Origin of the sequence: Methanofollis aquaemaris, from assembly GCF_017357525.1 — an archaeon.
Taxonomy (GTDB): Archaea; Halobacteriota; Methanomicrobia; order Methanomicrobiales; family Methanofollaceae; genus Methanofollis; species Methanofollis aquaemaris.
The window spans coordinates 239,884-264,500 of the sequence record NZ_CP036172.1 but is presented as its reverse complement, the minus strand read 5'-3'; the positions used below and the strand labels follow the sequence as shown (position 1 = coordinate 264,500).

The following is a 24,617-nucleotide window of genomic DNA, read 5'->3' as shown; positions in this document are numbered from 1 at the left end:
CACAAAGTTTCTAACCCGTGATGTCATAGCTGAATCAGATAGCTGGACTGATACACATGCGGAAAGTGTTGACCCTGTTTCTGTGCATCTGCCTCGCCGGCCTCCCGACACTGGCCGGCGCCGCCGATGTCGAGCGCACCCTCAGCACCCCGGCCCCGGAGGACGGGAGTGTGGTGGATGTCACCCTGTCGATCGAGGAGATCGCCGCCGGGGGGGTGATCGAGCACCTGCCTCCGGATTTTGTCTTTGCAGGGAGTACCCTCCCGGCCGACCGGGTGGCAGCCGATAAGAACCAGATCTGTTTCGCCCTGCTCAACGAGACCTCGGTCACCTACCAGATCGTCGCTCCCGATAAGGGAGGCGGGGAGATCACTGGAGAATGGTATGACTTTGTCAATCGGCTCAACGGCACCATCCAGGCCTCTCGCATCGGTGTCGACGGGGCGGGAGTTGCCACTACCACAGGTGCGCCCGGCCCGGCACCGGCCCTCATCGTCGCCCTGCTCGCCGGTCTGATCTTCTCAAGGGGGCGGCGGCAATGAGCGCGAGAACCTTTACCATACTCCTCGTCCTTTTCCTCCTCGCCGCACCGGCGGCCGCGGCCCTCCAGGCTCCGGCCGACACCGTCTCCGAGGACGAGTTTGTGAGGATGGTCCTCTCCTTCCTCACCGGAGGAGACGGCGCCCCCGACCTGGCGACGGTCGAGGATGCTGCATCCCGCCTTGCCGTCCTCTCCGGCACATCACGGACAGTCACCGACCTCTCCGGCCGGCAGGTCGCCCTCGACGGACCGGTGGAGAAGATCGTTGTCTTCAACAGCGAGACTCTTGAGACGATGCGTTCCCTTGGCGTGGACCCGTCCCTGGTCGTCGGCGTGGACAAGTACTCGCCGGAGCGCACGACCTTCTTCCCCGAATACCAGGACACCGCGGTGGTCGGGAGCGTCTGGTCGCCCGACTACGAGAAAGTGATCGCTCTACAGCCAGACGCCGTCTTCCTGTACGCCACCACCAGCAAGGAATCCTGCGACGAGATCCAGAGAAAACTCGAAGATTCGATCCCCGGCGTGAAGGTCTTCAGGTTCGACTGCTTCACGCCCGAGACCTATGCCGACGAGGTGCTGGCGCTCGGGGAGATCTTCGGGAAGGAGTCCGAGGCCGAGCGCTTCGCCGACTTCTACACCGGAGCCCTTGAAAACATCTCGGCCGCCGGTGCCGGCGTGCCTGAGGCCGAGCGGCCCACCGTCTACATGGAGAACTGGAAAGACTACAAGACCGGTGCCGCCGGGTCAGGATATGACAGGAAGATCACCATGGCCGGCGGGAAGAACATCTTCTCAGACCTCCCGGCCGAGTACCCAGAGGTCGACCCCGAGGCCGTCATCGCCGCCGACCCTGACATGATCGTCAAACTCATCGGCGCGGGCGCCTACCCGTACGGCGGTTACGCGGACACCGAGAACGAGAAGGTCGCCGAAGTCTACGACTCCCTCGCCGCACGGCCCGGATGGCAGAGTCTCACGGTCGTGAAGAACGACCGTCTCCACATCCTCCACAACGACATCATGGGCGGCCCCCAGCACTTTATCGGGATGACCTATCTTGCAGAGTGGTGCTATCCCGACCAGGCCTCAGCCCTCGACCCGCAGTCCCTCCACCGCACCTATCTGGAGGAGTTCCAGCACCTCGACCTCGACCCCGCCACAGGAGTCTTTGTCTACCCCTGAGCCCCCATGACGCACGACGCACTCAGGGAAGGCATAGCGGTCGCCCGGCAGAAACGGGCGATCTTCTTTTTTTCCATGTTCGTGGCCCTCCTCCTCCTGCTCGGCGTGGCCGTCACCCTCGGAAGCGCGGGGTTCTCGGTCGCCGAGGCCTACCGCGCCGTGCTTGCCGGACTCTTCCCGGGTTCGTTCGAATCTTCCGAGATGGCGAAGACGATCGTCTGGGACTACCGTCTTCACCGCGTGCTCTTCGCCGTCGCCGCCGGGTTCGGCCTGGCGGTGGCCGGAGCGGTGATGCAGGGGATCCTCAGAAACCCGCTCGCCAGTCCCTTCACCCTGGGCATCGCCTCGGCCGCCTCGACCGGCGCCTCGGTGGCAATCGTCCTCGGCGCGGGTTTCGTCGGCGGGAGTTATCTCATCGTCGGGAACGCCTTCCTCTTCGCCCTCCTCGCAGCCTTTGTCATCTACATGATGGCGAGATACCGCGGCATGGGGGCCACCTCGATGATTCTTGCCGGCATCGCCCTGATGTACCTCTTCTCGGCGGTCACCTCGCTGCTGCAGTACCTGGGGACGGCCGACGAACTCCAGGAGATCGTCTTCTGGATGTTCGGTTCTCTCGACCGCTCGTCCTGGCCGAAACTCGGGATCGTCACCCTTCTCCTCGTAGTCTGTATCCCCTACCTCGTCTACCGTGCATGGGACCTCAATGTCCTCGCCGAGGGGGACGAGATCGCCGAGAGCCTCGGGGTGCCGGTCAACCGTTCGATGACCATCTTCATGTTCATCTCCTCGCTGCTCACGGCGGCGGTGATCTGCTTCACCGGGACGATCGGGTTCATCGGCCTCGTCGCCCCCCACATCACCAGGATGGTGGTGGGCACCGACCACCGGTTCCTCCTCCCGGCCTCGGGCCTGGTGGGGGCGCTTCTCCTCCTCGCGGCCGACAGTCTGGCCAGGACCATCCTTGCCCCGACGGTTTTGCCGGTCGGGATCATGACCGCGTTCATCGGCGTCCCGTTCTTCATCTATCTCTTCATGCGCAGGGGGGACGCCGGGTGGTGAACCTTGAGGTGAAAGACCTCTCCTTCTCATACCGCAACCACCCTGTTCTCAAAGGGATCAGTTTTCTCGCGGAGAGCCCGGGCGTCGTCGGCCTCGTCGGCCCGAACGGGTCTGGCAAGACGACATTGATCAAGTGCATCGACGGGATCTTCAAGTCCGAGGGCACCGTCCTCCTGGACGGCACGGCCGTCGCCTCCCTCCCCAGACCGAAGGTCGCCAGAAAGATCGCCTACGTCCCGCAGGGGATTGCGAGCCACTCACATGCCACGGTCTACGAGACCATCCTGATGGGGCGCCGCCCGCACCTCTCCTGGCGGGTGAAGGAGGAGGACGAGGTGGCGGTGGTGAAGGCGATGGAAGCGCTGAAGGTGGAAGAGTTTGCGTTCAGGCGGCTCCGCGATCTCTCCGGCGGGGAGCGGCAGCGGGTGATGGTCGCCCGGGCCCTGGCCCAGGGTTCCCCGCTCATGCTCCTCGACGAACCGACGAGCGCCCTCGACCTCAGAAACGGGATGGAGGTGATGGAGACGGTCGGCAGGCTTGCCCATGACGGCGGGCGCCTGGTGGTGATGGCCATCCACGACCTCACCCTCGCCGCCCGCTCGTGCACGATGCTCGTCGTCCTGAGGCATGGTCAGGTCTATGCCAGCGGCCCGCCGTCCGCGGTGCTCACCCCCGACCTCATCGCCGAGGTCTATGGGGTCGAAGCAATGGTCGAGGAGCGGGACGGGGTTCCGTACATCTTCCCGCTCAGGCCGAGACGGGAGCGTTGAGAGAGATCCCGGAGAATCTGCGCGCGCCCCATCTTCTCCCGGTGCGGAGGCCCGTGCCCTGCCATGGCATGGCATGGGCCGCCCGGTGCCGTGGAAGAGACAAGAGGAGAGGCAAGGCCCGATATTTCCGTGAAGATATAATCGGTACCCCATTTTTTGAATCGCAGTCATAATCGCCAGAACATCCTTGAATGTCCACATCTGCCCAGATATTAGAGGAGATCCCCGATCCCGACCCGCATACCTGAAAAAAATCGAATCCTATTTCCTGCATTGGCGCCAACCGCACACTCTGGTACTTCATTCCAAAGGATGACTGCCAGGAGCTTTCAAGCATATGCAGCGTTCGTTTCATCAAATACATGATGACAGATGCATCTTTGCCTTCGGCCCCTCCAACACCGCAGTGGAGACGGTCGGACCGGGAAGCATCGTACGGTTCAAAACTCTGGACTGTTTTTCCAACCAGATCACCACCGAAGACCAGTTCGTGACCGGGATCGACTTCTCACGCGTCAACCCGGCAACCGGCCCGGTGGCCGTCGAGGGTGCCGTGCGGGGCGACGCCCTCAGGGTGAAGGTCCTCGATATCGTCCCCGGGGCCTTCGGGACCATCGTCACCGTGCCTGACGCCGGCGTCCTCGGCGCCCGGACAAAACAGGCGACGACCAGACGTTGCCCGGTGAACGAGGGTGCCGTCGAGTTCTGCGGGATGAGGATCCCGACCCGTCCGATGATCGGAGTCATCGGCGTCGCCGGAGACGAAGAGGTCTCCTGCGGCAACCCGGGCAGGCACGGCGGCAACCTCGACACCACGCTCATCGGTGCCGGCGCAACCCTCTACCTCCCGGTCTTCCATGAGGGGGGGCTGCTCGCGCTCGGCGACGTCCATGCGGTCATGGGCGACGGCGAGGCCTGTGTCGCCGCCTGCGAGGTGCCGGCCGAGGTCACCGTGGAAGTCGACCTCTGCAAGGATCTCGCCCCGGCCTGGCCGGTCGTCGAGACCGACGACGCCTTCTCGATCCTGGTCTCCGACGAAGACCTGACCGCGGCCTTTGAAGAGGGGTTCGCCTGTGCCGTCCGCGCCCTTGCGAAGGCCAACGATCTCTCCTGGGAAGACGCCTATATGCTCGCAAGCCTCGTCGCCGACGCCGGCGTGAGCCAGCTCGTCAACCCGAGAAAGACGGTTCGGATACGTATCCCAAAGACCCACGTCTCGCTCGGAGCGCTCCTCGAAGCGCTGCATATGGAGGCATAAATGGCCGAACAACTCGACCGCATCCTGAATATGCGCGATCTGCTCGCCTTCGGGATCATCACCATGGTCCCCATCGCCCCGATGGGGATCTACGGGATCGTCGCCGTCCTCTCCGAAGGACACGTCCCGCTCGTTTACCTCCTCGCTGCGATCGTCATGTCGGTCACCGCCTGGGTCTACGGCCAGTGCTCGTACCGTTTCCCTGAGGCCGGATCAGCCTATGCCTATGTGCGAGAGACTTTCGGCCCCCATATCGGGTTCGTCGCCGGGTGGGCGATCCTGCTCGACTATATCCTGATCCCCGGTCTGGTCGTCCTGGTCTCGGCCCTCTGGCTTGAAGCAGCGACCGGCGTGGCGTTTTATTTCTGGGCGCTCGCCTTCCTCATCCCGACGACCATCCTGAACATCATCGGGATCAAACAGGCCGCACGGGTCACGATGGCGCTCTTCTTCTTTGAGATCGCCGTCTTTGCGATCTTCGTCATCGTAGCCATAGCGAAGATCATCACCGACCCATCGCTCTCGTTCACGCTTGCGCCGTTCTATAATCCCGAGACCTTCAGCGCAGGTGCGATCCTCTCGGGCGCCTCGGTGGCGGTGCTCAGTTTCCTGGGCTTCGACATGATGACCACCCTCGCCGAGGAGACGGTCGAGGCGCGGAAAGTCGTGAGCAAGGCCGTCGTCATGGTCATCCCGCTCATCGCATTCTTCTTCGTCTCGCTCACCTACTTCGGTGCGGTCATCCACCCGGGCGCCACCTTCGAAGATCCTGACGTCGCCTTCTTCTTCATCGCCCAGGAGGCCGGCGGGGACTGGCTCCAGATCCTCGCGATGCTCGGCACGGTCATCGCCTGGGGGGTCGGCGACTGTCTCGCCGCCCAGGCCAGCGTCTCCCGCGTCCTCTTCTCGATGGGACGTCAGGGCCACATCCCGGCGGCCTTCGCCAGGCTCCACCCGAAGTACAAGACGCCCTACATCTCGATCGTCACCGTCGCCGCCGTCACCGGCGTGCTTCTCTACGTGCTGACCCTCCAGGATCTCTCGTCCCTGGTCAACTTCGGGGCACTGACGGCCTTCATGCTCCTGCACCTCTCGCTCGCGTATCGGTTCGTCAAGATCGAGGGCACCCCCAAACTGGCCGTCATCCCGGCGATCGGGTTCCTCCTCACCGGGGCGATCTGGTATGGTCTCGACATCTTCGCAAAAGAGATCGGGTTTATCTGGGTGATCATCGGGATCGTGTACCTTGCCTTCATCACGAGGGGTTTCAAGGTGAAGACCACCCTCCCGGTGGAATAATTTTTTTTGCTATTGAATTTGTTTGGAGAGAAGGGGGCTCCCTCCGGACAGATCGTTTTTGTCTGCCCCTTGTGGATGATGGCGGCCCCACGTTCTGTGGGACGAGATTATACGTCCGGACTCAAAGCATCTGACTTCATAATTTTCTTTACGATATCGGCAATCAGATCTCTCTCCTCCGACTGGAGCATCAGATAATAGAGCGATGTGTTCCCGGTCTCGATGATCATCAGGGCGTCGGTGATCGGTTTCATGAACCGGCGATACTCTGAATCCTTATCCCCTTTCGCTTCGATGATGGTATCGGCCACCATCCTGACGAGTTCGGGATCGCCGGTGTCGATGATCTCTTTGAGTAATTCTATCGTGTCATTTTTCAAATCAAATTCTTCACTTCGTTTTGATTCGATCTCGTACGCCCTTGAGATATGCTTCTTACCGTACCCATAATTACCTTCCCTATATTCGTCGAATCCGAGTGAGAGAAGGACCAGAGTATAAGGGTAGATGCTGTCCGGACCGATTTTATCTGCCTGAGGATAAAGACGGTCTGCCAGCACGACGGTTTCTTCTCTTTTTTTGAGATTATATGCCATCATAAGTTTCCGAACAAGTGTGCCGAATGATTCGGGACTCCCTTCAAAGATTGTATCGGCAACAACGAGGCCCTCATGGTATTCATGGAGGCCCCTGAGTACGGACGTATCCCCTGCCTCTAACCGCTCGAATTTTGTCCGGAATATCTTCTCTCTCTCCTCGGGAGTATACCAGAGCGTGAGAAAATCGATAAAGAGAGGGATCCTGTTGCGCCCGAACGGTTGTCTCATCTCTCTCCAGAGCCGGAAGAGTCGTTCCCGTACCTCGTAGCAGGTACGTTTTCCTATCGAGTGAGACCTGACATATCTGTCATTTTCCAGTCTCCTGAGTTGAGAGTTGACGGTTCTTCCGTCGATACGCGTCTTTTCGGCAATATCTTTGGGGGTCAGTGGTGTAGGTGAGAGCATAAGCGTATCAACGATCACTCTCCGTTGCCCGGACAGCATCTCGAATATCTTCTGATAATATGGTGTGTGGTCATCGAGCATTTTGAGAAAGATCGTCTCGATATTCTCAATATTTCCACGGTGAATGATCTCGTAGATGATCAGAACAAGTCTGGGGCTCCCGCCCGTGAGGTGATAGATCCCTTCAAGTTTTGGCTCGAATTTTTCAAAATTTTGCAGGAAGTATTCATTCTTTTCTACCTCCCCGATCCTTCTCATGAACTGCTTGCTCTCTGCAAGAGAAAACTCTCTGAGATGATCGATCTTGAAAAAATTGAAAAAAGGTTCATCGTGTTCTGAAACGCCTGGAAAGATCATCGGAGCAGATGCAACGACAGAGAAGATATCATATCTCTGAAAGATTGAACGCAATTTTGCAACTTCGTCTTTTTCCAGCTGCAGAAAAATTTCATTCAAGTTTTCGATCAGGAAGACGAACTGCTTTTTTTCCTCTCTGGAAATCTGTTCCAACTTCCCCAGAGCGAAATCAAGTATAAAATCTTCCCCTTTATCCTTCGGAATATCTGTATGAACCCTTCCGTAGGTTTTATCATACTCTTCAAGTGCCCGTAAAAAAAGGTCGGATGCACGATAAATTGAGTATTCTTCTTCTGCAAATTTGATGGGGATGACCGTCGAACCATACTTTTCTATCAGGTCATAATATGCCAGGACCATGAGATGTGATTTGCCGATCCCTCTGGGACCGACGATGAGATGAAATCTTGTGGTGTGCTCTTTTGAGGCTTTACCGACATCATCGACCAGGTTGTCAAGTTGCTTTTCACGTCCGACGAATAATTCTCGTAATGTGTCCTGCGGGATTTTTTCCGGAGAAAAACGAAACAGCGTAAGAGATTCAGTATCCATGGTATATTCTCCACCAATCTTTGAGGAGTTTTGAATGGAATTTCAGATCTCCATCCGGGGTCTCGACAATATAGTAGTCATGCGCAAGGTCTGCGAGCAGACTGCAAAATTCGTCATGATCATCTGTACCTGATTCATTTCTGTATATTTCATAGGCCAGACTTCGAGGGTAGACATCGACCTGTGATAACTGGTCCAATAGATTCTTTGCAACCTTTCTTTGTATCCCCGGGTAGTCGGTGACGGTGTTCAGGCGCTGTTTATAATGAATAAAATGGTGTTTCCCCTCACTTCCGAGGATCGTGGTCTCATAAATCGTTCTTAACAGATCAGAAGAGATCTCTTCACCCTGTGTGGTCTCATCTTTTATCGCACTGAGAAAGATCGCAAGAAAATATGGGATATATGGTTCGCCTATACACTCAAGGATATATTCCCCATACGCTGGACGGTAATCCCAGTTTTCTTCTTCAAATGTTCTTTGAATAACACTCAGTGCAACGGTTTTATTGAACCCTGATATCTTCACCCGTTTAAAGTCGTTGATCAATTTTGATTCGCCTATAGAATCCACAATATTATCAATGCTGACCGATCCGCCCACAACAAACTTCACATTTGGGATGGTCATTCTCACTTTTCTAAACCAGCTTAAAAATGCCTCCATATCTTTTGAATCCATTTTTTTGAGTGCATACGGGAACTCGTCAATAATGATGATGACTTTGTTGCTGGTTGATCCGACAATTTTCATCATCTGATATGCTTTATTATCCCATTCTTCCTGGAGATCGGATTCAATATCGTGGCGTAATTGTGCTTTCAAGACAACCGATTCCAGACTTTCGAAATTATCCCGGAACCAATGGAATCCGTCTTTTATCTTGGTTGTGATTTTTGTTGTTTTTTTCAGCTTTTCTGATGATATCAATCCAGATATCATTTCTGTTAGTAATTTTGAGGGGGTTGAGATGTCTTCAACTTCCAGAAAGATACAGATTATATCATCCGATTCTGATAATGTGCGTTCTATTTTTTTCATGATGGATGTTTTTCCATATCTGCGCGGGGCAATGAGCAGGATATGGTCTTTATCCAGATAATCAAGGATGAGTCTGGTTTCGATCTCTCTGTCGATAAAATCGTTCCCGGTTGCAGGACTTCCTACGGGCAGCATGATCTTCAAACCCACTGTATAACAATCTTGTTACATAACACTTTTGTTACGTATCGGCCGCGTCATGATTCATGATGGCATGCCGTCCGATCGCCCCCTATTTCTCCCGCCACTCCAGTCGCGGCATTCATATCAGAGCAGCGACCATCCCTTCTCACTGATGATGAGTCCCAGCCCAGCCAAGGAACATACTGCGCCTGACCGGCGGTGCATCCTCATCATCGCCACCGTCGCTTCGTTCCTCACACCTTTCATGAGTTCGTCCATCAACATTGCTCTCCCGGCCATCGGCGCCGAGTTCGCAACCGACGCGATCCTGCTTGGATGGGTCCAGACCGCCTATCTCCTGGCCTCGGCGATCTGTCTTGTCCCCTTCGGGCGACTCGCCGACATTCAGGGAATGAAAAAAATCTTCCTGACCGGGATCACCATCTTCACTCTCTCGACCATCCTCTGCGCCTTCTCCCCTTCGGTGCAGGCCCTTGTCGTCATCCGGATGGCGCAGGGAGTTGGAACTGCCATGACCGCCGTGACTGCCGTGGCAGTGCTCACCGCCGTCTTCCCGGCAGGCGAGCGCGGCCGGGTGCTCGGGATCAATGTAGCCGCGGTCTATACCGGTCTCTCGATGGGGCCGTTCCTCGGTGGGGTGTTGACCCAGCACTTCGGGTGGCGGAGCATCTTTCTTACCGTCGTGCCGCTCGGCCTCCTCGCCGTCGCCCTCACCCTGCGGGCCAGGGGCGAGTGGTCGACGCCCCGCGACGAACCCTTCGACCGGACCGGTTCGGTCGTCTACGGTGCGACGCTTCTTGCCCTGATGTACGGCCTCACCCTTCTTCCTGAGGTGGCGGGCTTCGTTCTCATCGCCGTCGGCGTCGTCGGGATTTTCTTCTTTGTCTGGTGGGAGTCGCACACCGAGAGCCCGATCCTCCAGGTGCGGCTCTTCTTTGAGAACCATGTCTTCACCTTTTCCAACCTCGCCGCCCTCATCAACTACAGCGCCACCTTTGCTGTGGGCTTCCTTCTGTCCCTGTACCTCCAGTTCAACCGCGGCCTCGATCCCCAGGCCGCAGGCCTCATCCTCCTGGCCCAACCGGTCGTCCAGACCCTCATCTCCCCTGCGGCCGGGCGACTCTCCGACCGGGTCGAGCCCAGGATCGTCTCCTCGGTCGGGATGGCCATCTCAGCCGTGGGCCTCGCGATGCTCACCGCCCTTACAGAAGAGACGCCCTTCCCCTACATCCTCCTCTCCCTCGTGATCCTCGGCACCGGCTACGCCCTCTTCTCATCGCCCAACACCAATGCCATCATGAGTTCGGTGGAGAAGCGGTACTACGGGGTGGCCTCCGCGACCCTCGCCACCTCCAGGCAGGTCGGGATGATGCTCTCGATGGGGATCGTGATGATGATCTTCTCGGTGGTCATCGGGCGGGTGGCGATCACCCCCGCCGAGCATGCCCCCCTCCTCGAAAGCACCGCGCTGGCTTTCATGCTCTTTGCCGCCCTCTGTGTCGTTGGGGTCTTCTTCTCCCTTGCACGAGGGCGGGTGCGGGAGGATCCACACCGGACCTGAAGATGCATTGCAGAGGTACGGGCCCTGCGTACTTCAGAACTCATGCGCCCTTGACGCCACCAGCAGTGCATCATGAGGGCATGAACTCCTGAAAGGGTTTTTTGTACTCAGAGATGTTAATCCATTTATGTGATCATAACGAAAATTATATGGACATGGTAGAGGACAGGGAACAGTGCCCGGCATCGTCTGAGTGCGAGGATGGAAGGGCCCGGATACTGAAACTTCTGGAAGAGGAGGCCCACGGGCTTTCGATCTCTGATATCTCCCGGAAAATCGATCTCAACCGCAATTCTGTCGCGAAGTATCTGAACATGCTCGTCATCGCAGGCAGGGTCGAAATGCAGGTTGTTGGATCGGCCAGGGTCTACCGCCTCGCCCTGCGCCTCCCTGTCTCGGCCATCTTCCCCTTCCTGCCCGATGCCGCCGTCACGATCGGTTCAGACCTCAGGGTCAGGCATGCCAATGTGCTCTTCTGTGATCTTTTCAGCCTTGAAGAGGCCTCGGTCGCCGGCGTTCTGATCTCGGAGACCTCCTGTGCGTTCTTCGACCTCCTGGCTGATTCAGGCCATCTTGACGGGGTTGTACGGGGAAAAATGGACGGCAACCGTGCCTGGCACTCCCTTGACGGTGAATATGGCAGATATATTGTCTGGGCTGTCCCGGCCGTCTTTGACGACGGTGATTATGGGGCGATCGCAGTTGTACGGCCTGAGTAAGAGGCCGGAGACGAAATCACCCGCCGGGCGTTGACCAAGGCCAGAGGCTCCATGATCCCGGTCGTGGGTCGACCGAGAGGGGAGAACAGGTGGATCAAAAAGGTGGACTCACATCCCCCGACCCCCGCTATGGCGAAAGAGGGGGAACAACAGAGCGATGGACCCGATGAGTGCTATTTTTTGGATCGAATGCCGCCGTCTCGCGTCAATCTTCATGAAGACGGAGTCATGGGGCCGAAGGCCCGTGAAGCCCGTCGTGAGGTGATCGAGGAGGAAAGGAAAGGCAGGAGGGGCGAGGCCCTCCTCTACCTTAAAATTCAGGGACCGCGATCTCCCCTGACGAGATCGGTGCGCCGGTGCGCCGGTCGATGAACCGGTAGGTGAGGTAGTGACCTGACTCGACCGTGAACGTCTTCCCCTCTCCCCAGTAGAGGTCGCCGTTATCATCCTTCCCGTCGGCGTACAGGACGAACCGGTCGCCGAGCTGCACCATAAATTTGTCACCACGATTGGTAAATCTCTGGAGATAGACTTCTTTTTTCAGATTGTTCTTATCATTCTGATCTTTCTTGCCATTCTTGACGACGATGTGCCGGGTGGCGTCGTCCCGCACGCCCAGGCTCACCGTCGTCTGGTTGAGATGGAGCGGATCGCCGGCCATGTGCTCGAAGACGACCATATACTCATCTTCGTCTTCACCAGACATCACCTCTGACGCGATCAGGCTTGCCCTGACCGACTGCTCATCCCCGCTCGCCGCGCCGGTGGCGTACACCGCCACCAGGGCCACGATGATCAACGTGACCGAGATCATCAGCATGACACCAATCACCTCAGACACGGCATTATCTATCGTATTCATACCATTGTGCATATCATTCACCGTTCTTTCAAGAGAATACTGCTCTTATGGAGGAGTGCGCCACCTGGCAGGTGGTAGACTTTCACTTCGACCACGGCCGACTCCTTGATGCGGTCGGACAACTTCCCTTCGAGATCAAGGAAAGTTTCGGTTGCCTCCAGATCCCCGGTATCCAGACTGCCTCCCGCCTTCAAGACATCGGATCCAGTGAGCGTCTCCAGGTCTTTTCCCTCATGAGACACAGAATGCTGACTCCCGTGGACCCAGGTAGTGACCCTGAGGTCTTCGATCCTGACCTGGTCCCCACCCCGGTGCTCGAAGACGAGGGTGAACTCCTTCCCACTCCCTGCAGTATACACCGCAAGGTCCACCGAGGGCGCCTTCTCCTTTGCATCGACCGCACCGCCGGCAAAGGAGGCGACAAGCGCGGCGATGATGATTACGATCGCCAGGAGAAGCATGACCCCGATGACCGGGGAGACCGCCATCTCCTTCTCTGCATTTAGCATACGCTCACCTCGCCGTTCACGGCCCTGAGAGTCACGCTCACCGGATTTACCGCAGGGTCGAACTCAAGCGTATGTGTGTCAGGGTCATACGTGGCGCCGGGGATCCTGCTGCGGATATCGTTGCAGATATAGTCCAGATGTTCTGTCATCATTGAATCCGAGGTGAGGTCTTCGAAGACAATTTTGGTTACTTTTGTCAGGGAGACCCCTTTGGAGTCTGCCGTTGCATTCAATCCGAGCGTGGCGATCCCGCTCCCGGTGATACATGAACTGCCATTCTCAGGGACGAGGTTCACCAGGGTGATCTCGATGCCATTGTTTGAGTCGATCACATCGATAAACGACCCGAGGAACTTGTCACTGTCTTCCAGGGCGTCGGCCCTGGTGTGGTAACGCGAAGACTGCGGCACCGCCCTCTCGTCCTTTGTCACCTCGACAAAACCGTACTCCCACCGATACCCCTGCGGTTCCCAGGTGGTAAACGAGGGCACGTACGAGATGTTCACGATGGAGGCCGTAGCACTCCTGGTTTGTGTCTGGTTGCTGACGGTCACCTTCACCATATTTTTCTCTTCTATGGTGACCGTCCCGCTCGATCTGACCGGGCTCAAGAGAACCTCACCGCCGCCAAGGGAGAACGGTTCACTGAACCGGGCTGTTGTCTTATGCGATACCACGTAATCGATATCCGAACCGAACCTGACAAAGGCGTCCGCCACCTCGTGGGAATGTTCAATCTCAGACTGCTGTTTCAGCCCGGGAAGATACGTTGCAGAGTAGATCGCGATCACCGTGGCGAGAATGCCAAGGACCAGCATCAGCGCGATCACGGTTGAGACTGCTTCATCTTTCTCCATCTCAGATCTCCCCTGAATAGACGACATTCGTCTGCGTCACCAGTCGCACGGTATCTTTTCCTCCCTTAAGGGGACGATCAAGGTCGACCTCCAGACGCCCGCCGAGATCGAATGCCCCGGTGGGATCGCCGTTGTGATCATAGAGATCGAAGTCCGGGCCCGTATACTCATCCCTGGACCCATCCTCTCCGAGAATAACCACTTTCAGATCGTTCTTCTCCACCCAGTCACCGCCTTTGTGCCAGATGATCACGGTGGAGTCACCGGACTCGTTCGTCATTGCGATATCGACGCTCGCCTCCCGGCCGCCAGGGATCAGGGAGAATGCCGACGTGGCAAAGAGAGCGACCAGGATGATGACCAGTACTATCATGATCATCTCGCCGACGACCGAGGAGACCGCATCATCGTAGTGTGTTCTGTCATTCATGGAAACTGCCTCAAATGATGTAGACAAAGAGGATCACCGTCGCAGCCAGCATCACGCAGACGTGCTTGAGGCCTGCAAGCACACTGTTCGACGAGAGCTGCCCGGCCATGATCCCGGAGAAGAACCCAAGGATAATACCGATGTGGAGCATCTCCCTGATATTGGTCGAGATATCAAAGGTGACGTCGTACGCGGAGAAACTTGAGATAAAGGCGACATTCAACTGGTAGGCAGAGTAGAGATAAATGCCGAATGAAAGATAAATCACCGCCAGGTAGACGAACGAGACATTCAGCCGTTTTGTCTTCATCTTGATGTAGTGCTCGAGGTCGTTGATCGCGATCGTCAGGATCTCGCGGATGTAATCGGTCACCTCGCTTGCACGCACCAGCAGGGATATCGCCCGTTTCACCGAGACGAGACCGATACGCTCCTCCATCCGTACGAGAGCCCCTGAAACACTGGATCCGAACTTGAGTTCCTCGGCGGCAATCTTCACCTCACGGGAGAGAACGCCCATCTTGGTGTTGGAGATCATGAAGATGGCACCCTGCAGCGTCATACCGATATCACGCATATCCGCGATCTCGGCGAGAAACTCAGGCAGTTGCGCCTCGACTTTCATGACGTACCGGCGACGCGCCTCGTAGGCGATCATCACCGGTACCACGGTCGCAATGATGGCAAGACAGAGAAAGACCTCCAGAGTATAAGTGGAGAATACCGTTTCAAAGAACCCGAACTGGAAACTGAGGAATAGGCCGACGAGTAGTCCAACACCAATCACCGCCCCGACCGTATAATCGGAGATGAAGAATGTTCCGGGATGGCGGAGGATCTCACAAAGACGCAGCCAGCGTTTTCTTGACTCAAGGTTTTTGAGAAACTTCTCGTCTGGTTCTTCTCCGGTAGCAGGGTCCAGGATATCGGCATCAAACTCAGAGTCCCGTACCTCGCGGTGCGTGACGTCGAGGTTGTCAGGGGGGAGGAGAACGTAGAGAATGAAGATGAGACAGATCGCCCCCAGCGGGAGACCGAGGTACATGAGCGGCATGATGCCGCCAAGTTGACTCTGGCCGGTGAGGTTCTGTGCCACCAGCATGATGATGATCGCGATCGGACCGGCAACAAACACGGTCACGTAGATCTCGGCAATCATTTCCAGAATCTGGAGGAGAGATTCCTGCTCCTGGCGTGCAAGTTCACGGTATGTCTCCGACTTGGAGTTGAAGAAACTGACAAGGCTTCCTCCGCTCCGGTAGACCAGCGAGAGGTCGTTGATCAGTTCTTTGAAGTTGGCCGAGGGCGTGACCTCCTGGACATTTCGCATTGCCGTGAGGAGATCAAGACCGAACACCTCCACATCCCTCACAATCAGCCCGCACTCCTTTGAGACCTCACCATAGAGGTCGCCTGCCTCGTAAACCGCTCGGAATATGCCATAGAGCGTAAAGGTTGAGGAGAGGGCCTGCATGTAGGTGACCGCATGGGGAAGGTCCGCCTCGATCCGTGTCCGGCGCCCTTCCGCCTGAAGGAGAGGGTAGAGGTAGATGCCAAGAATTAGCAGGCCGATAATGACAATAAAACCGATCAGGACCGTAATGCCGTACGGGAGGATGGGAAGGACATTGACCTCGACTCCGAAGAGGGAGAGGAGGAGAACGGAGAGTATATAGAGGAAACCGGCAAGCAGGGTTACGATCAGACCATACTGCAGGTATCGGGCGGCAGGGATCGGGATGTGTGCTGACAGCAATGAGTGTGCTATCTGATCCCTGAAGGTACTGGGGGATGCTGATTTTGTCATCGCTGTTCCTGCACGGTCATTCCCTGTATCATCCGCCCGACCATCGAAGGAGAGGGGGCGCCTTTCCGGACCATCTCCTCAAGAGCGTTTCTGCGAACAGCAAGTGCTGATTCTAACTGCTCTTTGTCCCACCCATTCTGGTAGGCGATCTCATCAAAGACCGTCGACTGCCTGTACACCCTGACAAACTGATCAGTCCGGTGGTCCCAGGAAAAGAGCGGTTCCCACCTGATTTCATCGTCGACGACCTTGATCTCGTTCAGTGAGAGACATCGGCGAAATCCTCTGCCTTTATCATAGAGGAGACTCTGTACGAGAATCAGATCAAGAGCGTTAAACATTGCCACCGGGACGTTGATGGGGTCGTGGGTCAGGCGGTTTATTGTCTCCCGCACGTTTCCTGCGTGAACGGTGGAGTAGGTGGTGTGCCCGGTGTTCATCGCCTGGAAGAGGGTCTGCGCTTCTTCCCCCCGCACCTCGCCGACGATGATATACTCCGGCCGCTGCCTGAGTGCCGCTTTGAGGAGGTGGAACATCCCGACATTCCCGGTGCCGCTCGCATTGGCGCTCTCGCGTGTCCGCATCGGAAGCCAGTTGGTATGCGGGAGCTGGATCTCGCGGGTATCCTCGATGGAAACAATCTTTGCCACCGCCGGGATGAAGAAGGAGGTGGCGTTCATCGTCGAGGTCTTGCCGCTCGCGGTCCCGCCTGAGATGATCATGCTCTTGTGGTTCTCGACGGCAAGCCAGATGTGGGCCATAAGGTCGGCGTCGTAGGTCTGGTTCTCGATGAGATCGACCGGGGTCATGGGGTCGGCCTTGAACTTCCTGATGGTGAATGAACTCCCCCTGGAAGAGATGATGTCAGAGTAGGTGATCTGAGCCCTCGAACCTTCGGGGAGGGCGGCGTCGATGAGGGGGGTCGAGAGTGAGAGTTGTTTGTCGGCCTTCTGGGCAAGTTTGAGCACGAACTTGTTCAGTTCTTCATTGTCATAGATGCAGTTTGTCTGAATGTTGGCATATTTCCGGTGATAAAGAAAGATCGGGATGTCAGGGCCGTTGCAGGTGATGTCCTCGATCTTATCGTCGTTCATCAGGGGGTCGAGTTTCCCGTAGCCGAGGAAGTTGCGCCTGAGATAATATACCAGAACTTCCATCCGTTCATCAGGCATCTCCGGGTCAAAAGAGCGGATCACCTTTCTCAGGAGATCTGGATCGAGATCGAGTTCGCCTCTCTTGCGAGCGGTATCATAGATCAGCATTGCCCTGAGCTGGTCAAACGTCTCTTCAAGGATGATCAGTTCTTTTTCCGAGACCCCGGGTTCGACGATCTCGTACCTGAGACTGGCCGCGTCCCCGCGGGAGATGTTGACGTACGAGAAGGGGGGGACCAGCCAGTACCGTTCTATCATATCCACTGCCGGGTCTGCGGGGGGAAGGTCCAGGATGAAAGGGTCGGGGTCCGGAACTTCATCTGCTGCAATATCTTCTGAAGGGATCTCTTTTGTTTTCTTTCTAAAGAGTGAAGAGAAGTCGAACATCATATCCCTCCACGATAGGTCTTTTCAGCCGGTGTGCCGTGATATTCGATGGCCACGTCCACCTCGCAGTTCCTGACAAAAACTGCCAGCGCATATTCTCCAGCGCCAAATACAGCCTCGTTTTTCCGCACATCCGCACCGTAGATCGTCTGCCACCCAAAGGTCCGGTCAAAGACGGCGGCACCGTCTTCGATGCGGTACACCGCGAACCTCACGTCGCTGTACGGGGTCATCTCTTTCTCTGTATGGTCCTCGTCCATCTTCCGGACCGTATAGGAGACCCGCCAGGGGACCGGTGCGACGACCTCGGTGACACCCCGGAGCGAGTAGTCCTCCGGGTTCTCAAGCAGGGAGTCCTGCATCTCGAGGATGTTCTCGTGGAGGTGCCATTTGTCGTCATAGGTCCAGGCGATCCCGGAGGGGTACCAGGTGTCGGCATAGTATTCCTGTACCGGTTCAAGCCAGGTGATCAGCGGCGAGGTGAACTCAGAGGCCGGCATGCGAAGGGCTGCGGTAAGACTCTCGTTCGCCGAAAACGGGGGGGCTTCATTGAGGGGTTGTTTCCCGGCTATGGTGGTGCCGGCATCGAGACGGTCGTCCCGCGAGACGGTCCAGCCCTGCCAGAGGCCGTCGCCGCCGTTGAAGAACGGCTCCATCCCGTCGTATGCGCCGCGGGGAATGCCTTTCTCCGTGGTGTTCACGGTCCAGGCCGCGGTGATGAGGAGCGGTTGGTTCCAGACGGCGTTCTCTATGACGATAGTATCGACGTCAGGCAGGTCTGTCCAGGTGACGAAGGTTCGGTTTGCCGGGTAGTAGCGTACATCGTCAAGGGAACCTGAGGAGGTGGCGTTGTGCCAGACGGCGTCGCCCGAGTACCACCCGGATCCTACATCGCACCCTTCGGGGAGGGGGGTGAGAGCGGTCTTGTTCCTGGCGTCGTAGACAAACTTGCCCGCCGGAGTTTCCGCAACGGCCCCGTAAGTCCGTCCCGGAAGGGCACCGTCGCTGACGATGCCGAGTGCGGTGGCCTCGGGGATGATCATGCGCCGGTCGAGTTGTGCGGGATAATAGAGGAGGGAGACACCGTACCCCATCTGATGGAGGATGGCGGCGGCAAGGATGGTGTGGTCCTCGCTGTCCCCTTCCTGGGTAGCAAGAGTGATGGCCGGGTAGTTCGGGTACGCTCCGGTCTGCCGGCGTTCTTCGTCCGTGGTGTATGTGAGGTTCTCCACAAAGGCGAGGACATTGCCAACGGTGTCGCGGTCCCCGTAGCCCGCGGCCAGAGAGGTGGTGAGGAACCATTCTGCGATCGTGCCGACGACCCCGTCATCGCCGTCGGTCACGACGTATTCTGCCATGCGCTGTGGTTTGTCTTCATAGGTCCCGTACGACGAAGATACAAAGTGCTGGTAGGTGGCGTTGGAGATGAAGAGGTCCATCTCCATCTGGGTCCCGCGATAGGTCCAGTTATAGGACTTTGGTCCGGCGACCTGTCTCTCCTGCTCTTCGAAGTCGGGTTCGTCGAGTTCAGGGGTCGAAGGAACCTGACCTGGACCGAGGGGGCCGTCGCCGTCGTCACCGAGAAGACCGGTAAATTTGAGGGTGGCGATGGCGCCGACGATAATAATTGCTATCACAAGAACGGCGATGACTTTCTTGAACAGCGACTCGTCGAAGGTGAGGTCCACGTTTATCTCCTCCTCACGACAAGCGCCCCGATGACTGCGGCAACCGCGAGGTATGCTTCAAAACCAGGAGACCGGGTGGTCATGGGTATGGGCGTGGTCTCGTCGACGTGGGCAGGGGTGAGGCCCGGGTCGGGAGTGAAGGTTGGTGCAGAGGTGACGGGAATGGATGGATCCTGCTCGGGTTCGCTCACTGAGATAGTCCTCTGGCTTCCCTCTCGAAGGAGTTCAAAGGTGGTGGTACTTTTGTACTTGACATCCTTGCACTGAACGGTGATCTCGTACTTTCCCGGGTACCATGAACTGGTGTCGACCGGGTCGTAGGAGAACGGACGGAGTCCGCTGGAGGAGTCATACTTCCCTGGAGTCGTGTAGTCGACCGGGATCTTCATGACGGTATTTGCCTTGCCTGAATCATAGAGATCAAGCGCAGTAATCTTCAGGGTTAATTTGTCGGCAACATTTGTGCCGTCGGCGGTTGTTCCCTTTCCGGCAAGGTTGGTGTTTCCTTCGACGACCATTTTATCACCGACGACCAGGTCGCCAGGCGGCCGGATCCGGATCAGGGGATCTTCGACGGTAAAGGTGTCCATCACGAAGGTGTCGTCGATGTTCGGCGAGTCCAGCGCCTTCACCATGGCGTCGGCGGCGTTTTTCGCATCAAGTCTCCCGAGGTCGACGAGCACGTTTCCATTATTCACATCGAATAATTCTCTCAGATTGCCCCTGAAAAAGAGGCTATTCTCTGGCAGGAGGCCGAACTGGCCGTCATGTCCCGGGTGCTGGTAGACGATGAAGTAGTTCCCCGGGGAGAGGTCATAGGTGAAGTTGCGCGAGTGGGTAATGCCGTATGAACCTTTTTCTTCTTTGTCACCGAGCGGGAACCTGGGGTTGAAGTCGGCATACCTGAAGTTGGGGCCGAAGATGTACCACTTCATGTGACCGGTGGAACTTGTCATCCCGGTGTTGCCCGGGCTCCCCCTGGCATACCACCAGGAATAGAGATAATCCCCGCGGGCAAAGACTCCCCCGGTATTCTCGTCGAACTTCGCGTGAAGGGTCGGGCTGCTCAGTTCATACTCCCACGAGGGGGGGACTTCGCCGTCGATGGACCCTGGAGCACCAGGATAACTGCTCTTCTGATACCCGATCGGCTGGAGGTTGGCGTGGACGGTGTAGGTCCCTTCATCGCAGGAGAACTTCGAGGTCTCCCAGTTGTAACTCCATATTCCAAAGACCGGATTGTACGAGGTGACGGTGAACGAATCCGGGACGCCGTCTACCACTTCCTGTGACGGATCAGTGAGAGGGGCACCGTTCGGGGGCAGGTTAGGCCCTGTGACTGAGAGATAGATCGGAATGAGCTTTGTTGCAGATGTTTTGTCGATATTTTTCAGGGTCCCTGATAATTCGATGATATCTCCGATGGCGTACTGGTTCTGGTCGGGCTCATCAAAGATCAGGCTTATGGCCTTCTGGTCGATGTAGAAGGTCGCCGTCACCGGCTGGACGGTGCCGGGGCCGGTCGCGGAGACGGTATAACTGGTGGGCTGAGCGCCTTTTGGAATATGGATGTTCAGCCGCACCTCTCCGTCCCACCCCGGGTGGGCACGCACGTGATAGTCCGAGATCTTTGGCTCGTCCCATCCGCCCCCGTCGAAGAACGGGAAGTCTTCTCCATTCTCGGGAACAGGCAGGCTGAGGTCGTACTGCATGAAGGGCATGCCCTTGACGGTGAGTATGAGGTCGTCGTTACGCTGCACCGAACTCTCAGAGAGTTGAAGGGTAAGCGGGTAGTCCTGTACCCTGAATGAATACGGCAGTTCATAGTTCAGGTCATTCAGGGTCATCCTGAACACCATCGTTGCGTCGCTGCCAGGAGAGATTGCTCTCTGATCGGAGAGACGGAACACATAATTATTGTCTGGTACTGCAGGGTTTGCGGCGAGGTCTTCGAGAGAGACCGTACTTCCAGCGGTGTTGATTATGCTGTGTGTTCTGATATTGCCCTGCAGTTCGTACTCATACCATGATGAATCTTGAAACTGATTGAGGGGGAGGTTATGGTCAGGTATCTGGAACTGTATGCCCATCCGGTAGGGGATGGCATCCTGCCGGCTGGGGTTGGTATCAGGCTTGATATCTGTCCCGACCGTGCGTATCATCATCTGCCCCAGGCTGTCGGCAGCATTCTGTATCAGGCAGTACCTGCTCTCACTGCGGTTTCCATCGCTGTAAACAGGGTAATACTGCCCTGGTTTCCCGCGGATGTAGTTTGCGACATTGTCGGTGATCGCAATCGGGTCGACCTGCTGTCCGGACTCGTCAATTCTTACGATCCGCACCGGATCTCCTTTTGTGGAGTCAGAATAGGCCGAGAAATTTACCTCTCTTTCCCCTATAAAAATGGTATCTCCAGGACTTATCCCTGCGTTGGGCCCCTCAGGGGTTGAGAAACGCGCTGAAGTGATTGCAGTGGCTGTAGCCAGGAGAAGGAGCGCCATACACAGGACTGCTATGATCCGATATTGATTCATAATCGTGAGACTCCATGAGGCGGAGATTGGCCGCCATATCAAAAATGTTTGCTTTATCGCTATTTTATTTGATCGCAATGCAGTGTCGGCATGCAACCCCGATAGGCGAGATTGCAGAGCATTATTTTAAGAAAACAACCCATATGCTACGATAAGCCGTAAGAAAGTTTAAATATCAAATTACGAAATATCATAATACAAATTTATTGTCATAGTTTGGATTAATTTGTTTATGGAGAAGCGACGCCATGATTTTACAATCCTGGATATGTACACCCCCATTACGGGGCAGAAAAAAACCGGACTCCGGCGCAGGGGACGATGCGGTCTCCCCGGTCGTCGGGGTGATGCTGATGCTTGTCGTGACGATCATCATTGCCGCGATCGTCAGCAGTTTTGCCGGGGGCCTGGGGTCTACCAGTGAGAAGGCGCCGGTGGCAACGCTGGATATCAAGATGTTTGCCGGGCCGAACGAGAAGAACGTGACGATCGAACATCTTGGCGGCGATTCTCTGGCGACAAAAGACCTCAAGATCGTCAGTTCTTTTACTGTTCCCGAAAAGTGGGGCTCCAGTGAACTGGAGAAAAGTGGGTGTCTCATCAAACACACCATCGACGGATCGCTTGCCCCGGTCAAGGAGAACGCCATTGATACCGAAGTTCCTGGATATCCGTTTACGCCGCAGGTGACCAACGACGACAGCATCGTGTCCACGAGAACTGCGGAGAAGACCTTCGGGACGGCCACTCTTGTGCCGGGCGGACGCCTCACCTTCAACCGTGACAACTTCCTCGGATTTGAAACAGGCGTGTATAGCAAGTATGGATTTGGGGAAGGGGTTACGGTGAACGTCATGATCGTCCACACCGGCAACGGGAAGGTCCTCTTTGATAAGGACGTGATTGTACCGTGGTAAATTCAAGGAATGACGATGCAGTCTCCCCGGTCGTTGGCGTGATGCTGATGGTTGTGGTGACGATCATCATCGCCGCAACGGTGAGCGTATTTTCTACCGGTTTTGTCTCGGACACCGACGCAGCACCAGGCACCCTGGTCGAGTATGTCGGGGTGCTCACAGGGCAGAGCGGGAGTCTTGGGGAGATTGGTCTGGTATTCGAGAACAAGGGAGGAGAGACGTTACTGTTGTCAGATATGAACCTTCACCTGAAGTCGACCCTGTCAGGGGGGGACGAGGTCTCGATCTCCTACACCGATGCCCCCTCCTCGAAGTATCTTGATATCCCCGTGCCAGATGAGGCCCGTCTCTTGTCTGATTTCACGTATCGCATGAAAAAGATCGGCATTGTAGATAAAGATGGCAAGGCTACGAATGATGCATCTTATGCCACGACTGTTGCCAATTCGAAAATCAAGGCCGGGGACAGGTTCGTGATCCACGCGGACCGCTTCATCGAGGACGGTAAGAGCAAGTACGGGCGTGTGGCGTACGTCTCCGACCGCGGCATGGAGGGCTCACCATACACCAGCGGTGAGTTCGAGGTGAGCAGCAGGACAACGTACACGCTCAGCGATAAGAACACAGGAGCGGTCATTTCCTCCGGTACTCTTGTAGGAAGTGTGTTATGAACAGGCAGATCTGGAAGAGAGATAAAATGAGTTCTGAGAAATCCGACGCAGTATCCCCGGTCATCGGCGTGATGCTGATGCTCGTGGTGACGATAATCATCGCCGCATTTGTCTCGGCGTTCGCCGGCGACGCCTTTGGGAACACCGAGACCGCCCCCTCAGCCGCCATCGACGTAAAAATGATCTCCGACGGAGGGGACCACAAAGACCAGTATGTCATGCTGATCGAACACCACGGGGGCAGCAGTATCCCAACGTCCGACCTGCGGATAGTCAGTTATTACACGCCGCCAGCATCGACACACAAGACCATGCAGCGCGGTGAGGTGACATCCTCGACAAAGGCTGTGAGAGGGATGATCATCCATGGCGAGGAGATCTCCTCTGTAAAGATCCCGTACCTGAATGATGTCGCGTGCGGCACACCCGGAGACGATGAGACGAACTTCGGGGAGTACACCTTCTCCTCAGGCGATGTCATGAGCACGGGAGGGTCTAAAGGCACAAGCACGGTGCTCGGCTTTGACATCTCGACACCAGAGAAGCGTAATGAATATGGTTTTGGGAGAGGGTCTGCGGTTGACTTCGAGATCATCCATCTCCCAAGCCAGAAGAGCTTTTTCAGCAGCAGGGTGGTTGTACAATGATTGGAATCAACAGAAAAGAGGACGATGCGATCTCTCCGGTCGTCGGCGTTATGTTGATGCTCGTGGTGACGATCATCATCGCCGCCATGGTGAGTGCATTCTCAGGCAGTGTTTCACAGGACCAGACGCTTGCACCGCAGGTCTCGCTCTCTACTTCTTACACCTGCAGCATTACGGATACCGACAAAACGAATGACGTTCCCGATCATTCCGATAAGCCAAACAATGGCATTAAGTTCCGTCTCTCAGGTGGGGATTCTTTCTCGCTGCGGGATATTACGGTCCAGTTGAAAAACGGGGACAGCGTGATGAACTTCAATATGAAGACGCACCTCAACAGCACCTCAACAGCGGTCGACAAATCGAAACTGACACTCGTGAAAGATTCCGAAGAGAAGGAAACCTATTTCGCACTCCCTGGAGGCGGCGATGAACTGATCACCGTCGGCGACTCGTTCATGATCGTTGCAGATGACTGTTATGACAGCACTCAATCCACCGACAAAACCGTGGTAAAAGGCCGGTTCCTTACCTGGTCTCCTGAAGATACAGGCGGTATCTTCAAGGTACAGGCCGATGTGCCCTTCGAGTATACGATCACCAATCAGTTGAGCGGCAAGCCCATCCAGAAGGGTACGCTGATCCTGCGGTGATTTGCGT

22 protein-coding genes are annotated in these 24,617 nt (G+C 56.4%); 12 read left to right on the top strand and 10 right to left on the bottom strand.

The features are described 5' to 3' along the window. Positions 1–56 precede the first annotated feature (56 nt). The 6 genes from RJ40_RS01225 (at position 57) to RJ40_RS01200 (ending at position 6,115) form a co-directional block, all read left to right on the top strand. Positions 57–542, top strand: a complete 486-nt coding sequence (locus RJ40_RS01225; RefSeq protein WP_265581531.1) for a hypothetical protein — start codon at positions 57–59, stop codon at positions 540–542. Further along, positions 539–1,726 (top strand): ABC transporter substrate-binding protein, encoded by a 1,188-nt coding sequence (locus RJ40_RS01220; protein WP_265581530.1) that lies wholly within the window; start codon positions 539–541, stop codon positions 1,724–1,726. Before RJ40_RS01225 ends, RJ40_RS01220 begins: the two co-directional genes overlap by 4 nt. Positions 1,727–1,732: 6 nt before the next feature. After that, positions 1,733–2,788, top strand: a complete 1,056-nt coding sequence (locus tag RJ40_RS01215) for a FecCD family ABC transporter permease (RefSeq protein ID WP_265581529.1) — start codon at positions 1,733–1,735, stop codon at positions 2,786–2,788. Beyond that, positions 2,782–3,558: an ABC transporter ATP-binding protein gene (locus tag RJ40_RS01210; protein WP_265581528.1), complete on the top strand. Its 777-nt coding sequence runs from the start codon at positions 2,782–2,784 to the stop codon at positions 3,556–3,558. Before RJ40_RS01215 ends, RJ40_RS01210 begins: the two co-directional genes overlap by 7 nt. Before the next feature lie 337 nt (positions 3,559–3,895). Further along, positions 3,896–4,816: an acetamidase/formamidase family protein gene (locus RJ40_RS01205; RefSeq protein WP_265581527.1), complete on the top strand. Its 921-nt coding sequence runs from the start codon at positions 3,896–3,898 to the stop codon at positions 4,814–4,816. Continuing rightward, complete coding sequence (locus tag RJ40_RS01200) at positions 4,817–6,115, top strand: APC family permease (RefSeq protein WP_265581526.1); 1,299 nt, start codon at positions 4,817–4,819, stop codon at positions 6,113–6,115. 107 nt (positions 6,116–6,222) lie between these two features. Here RJ40_RS01200 and RJ40_RS01195 read toward each other — a convergent pair whose 3' ends face one another. Continuing rightward, on the bottom strand, positions 6,223–8,028 hold the full coding sequence (locus tag RJ40_RS01195; protein ID WP_265581525.1) for an ATP-binding protein: 1,806 nt from the start codon (positions 8,026–8,028) through the stop codon (positions 6,223–6,225). After that, the gene (locus RJ40_RS01190; RefSeq protein WP_265581524.1) at positions 8,018–9,214 is read right to left on the bottom strand and encodes an ATP-binding protein; all 1,197 of its coding nucleotides are present in this window, start codon (positions 9,212–9,214) and stop codon (positions 8,018–8,020) included. The genes RJ40_RS01195 and RJ40_RS01190 overlap by 11 nt, the downstream gene beginning before the upstream one ends. Before the next feature lie 151 nt (positions 9,215–9,365). Here RJ40_RS01190 and RJ40_RS01185 point away from each other — a divergent pair, with 151 nt between their 5' ends. Continuing rightward, a complete protein-coding gene (locus RJ40_RS01185; RefSeq protein ID WP_265581523.1) occupies positions 9,366–10,775 on the top strand; it encodes an MFS transporter in 1,410 nt (469 codons plus the stop codon). 155 nt (positions 10,776–10,930) lie between these two features. Then, positions 10,931–11,494 carry a winged helix-turn-helix domain-containing protein gene (locus RJ40_RS01180; protein WP_265581522.1) on the top strand — a complete coding sequence of 188 codons (564 nt, stop codon included), beginning with the start codon at positions 10,931–10,933 and terminating at the stop codon, positions 11,492–11,494. A 310-nt stretch (positions 11,495–11,804) separates the two neighbouring features. Here the strand turns inward: RJ40_RS01180 and RJ40_RS01175 are convergent, their stop codons facing one another. The 8 genes from RJ40_RS01175 to RJ40_RS01140 all read right to left on the bottom strand — a co-directional run bounded on the left by RJ40_RS01175 (position 11,805) and on the right by RJ40_RS01140 (position 21,530). Beyond that, entirely contained in the window at positions 11,805–12,356 is a 552-nt protein-coding gene (locus tag RJ40_RS01175; protein WP_265581521.1) for a type IV pilin N-terminal domain-containing protein, read from the bottom strand. Positions 12,357–12,373: 17 nt separating this feature from the next. Continuing rightward, the gene (locus RJ40_RS01170) at positions 12,374–12,865 is read right to left on the bottom strand and encodes a type IV pilin N-terminal domain-containing protein (RefSeq protein WP_265581520.1); all 492 of its coding nucleotides are present in this window, start codon (positions 12,863–12,865) and stop codon (positions 12,374–12,376) included. After that, positions 12,859–13,722 carry a hypothetical protein gene (locus tag RJ40_RS01165; protein WP_265581519.1) on the bottom strand — a complete coding sequence of 288 codons (864 nt, stop codon included), beginning with the start codon at positions 13,720–13,722 and terminating at the stop codon, positions 12,859–12,861. Before RJ40_RS01165 ends, RJ40_RS01170 begins: the two co-directional genes overlap by 7 nt. A gap of 1 nt (position 13,723) precedes the next feature. Beyond that, a complete protein-coding gene (locus RJ40_RS01160) occupies positions 13,724–14,152 on the bottom strand; it encodes a type IV pilin N-terminal domain-containing protein (RefSeq protein ID WP_265581518.1) in 429 nt (142 codons plus the stop codon). A gap of 10 nt (positions 14,153–14,162) precedes the next feature. Next, a complete protein-coding gene (locus tag RJ40_RS01155) occupies positions 14,163–15,908 on the bottom strand; it encodes a type II secretion system F family protein (protein WP_265581517.1) in 1,746 nt (581 codons plus the stop codon). Between the two features lie 47 nt (positions 15,909–15,955). After that, positions 15,956–17,371 (bottom strand): type II/IV secretion system ATPase subunit, encoded by a 1,416-nt coding sequence (locus RJ40_RS01150; protein ID WP_265581516.1) that lies wholly within the window; start codon positions 17,369–17,371, stop codon positions 15,956–15,958. A gap of 128 nt (positions 17,372–17,499) precedes the next feature. Then, positions 17,500–19,188 (bottom strand): hypothetical protein, encoded by a 1,689-nt coding sequence (locus tag RJ40_RS01145; protein ID WP_265581515.1) that lies wholly within the window; start codon positions 19,186–19,188, stop codon positions 17,500–17,502. 2 nt (positions 19,189–19,190) lie between these two features. Next, entirely contained in the window at positions 19,191–21,530 is a 2,340-nt protein-coding gene (locus RJ40_RS01140) for a hypothetical protein (protein ID WP_265581514.1), read from the bottom strand. Between the two features lie 545 nt (positions 21,531–22,075). On the opposite strand from RJ40_RS01140, the gene RJ40_RS01135 reads away from it, so the two are divergent. Genes RJ40_RS01135 through RJ40_RS01120 form a run of 4 tightly spaced genes read left to right on the top strand, consistent with a single transcriptional unit; the run spans position 22,076 to position 24,610 of the window. Further along, on the top strand, positions 22,076–22,639 hold the full coding sequence (locus tag RJ40_RS01135) for a type IV pilin N-terminal domain-containing protein (RefSeq protein WP_394357397.1): 564 nt from the start codon (positions 22,076–22,078) through the stop codon (positions 22,637–22,639). A 41-nt stretch (positions 22,640–22,680) separates the two neighbouring features. Then, a complete protein-coding gene (locus RJ40_RS01130) occupies positions 22,681–23,310 on the top strand; it encodes a type IV pilin N-terminal domain-containing protein (protein WP_394357408.1) in 630 nt (209 codons plus the stop codon). A gap of 26 nt (positions 23,311–23,336) precedes the next feature. Beyond that, positions 23,337–23,957, top strand: a complete 621-nt coding sequence (locus RJ40_RS01125) for a type IV pilin N-terminal domain-containing protein (RefSeq protein WP_265581511.1) — start codon at positions 23,337–23,339, stop codon at positions 23,955–23,957. After that, positions 23,954–24,610, top strand: a complete 657-nt coding sequence (locus RJ40_RS01120) for a type IV pilin N-terminal domain-containing protein (protein WP_265581509.1) — start codon at positions 23,954–23,956, stop codon at positions 24,608–24,610. Before RJ40_RS01125 ends, RJ40_RS01120 begins: the two co-directional genes overlap by 4 nt. Positions 24,611–24,617 lie beyond the last annotated feature (7 nt).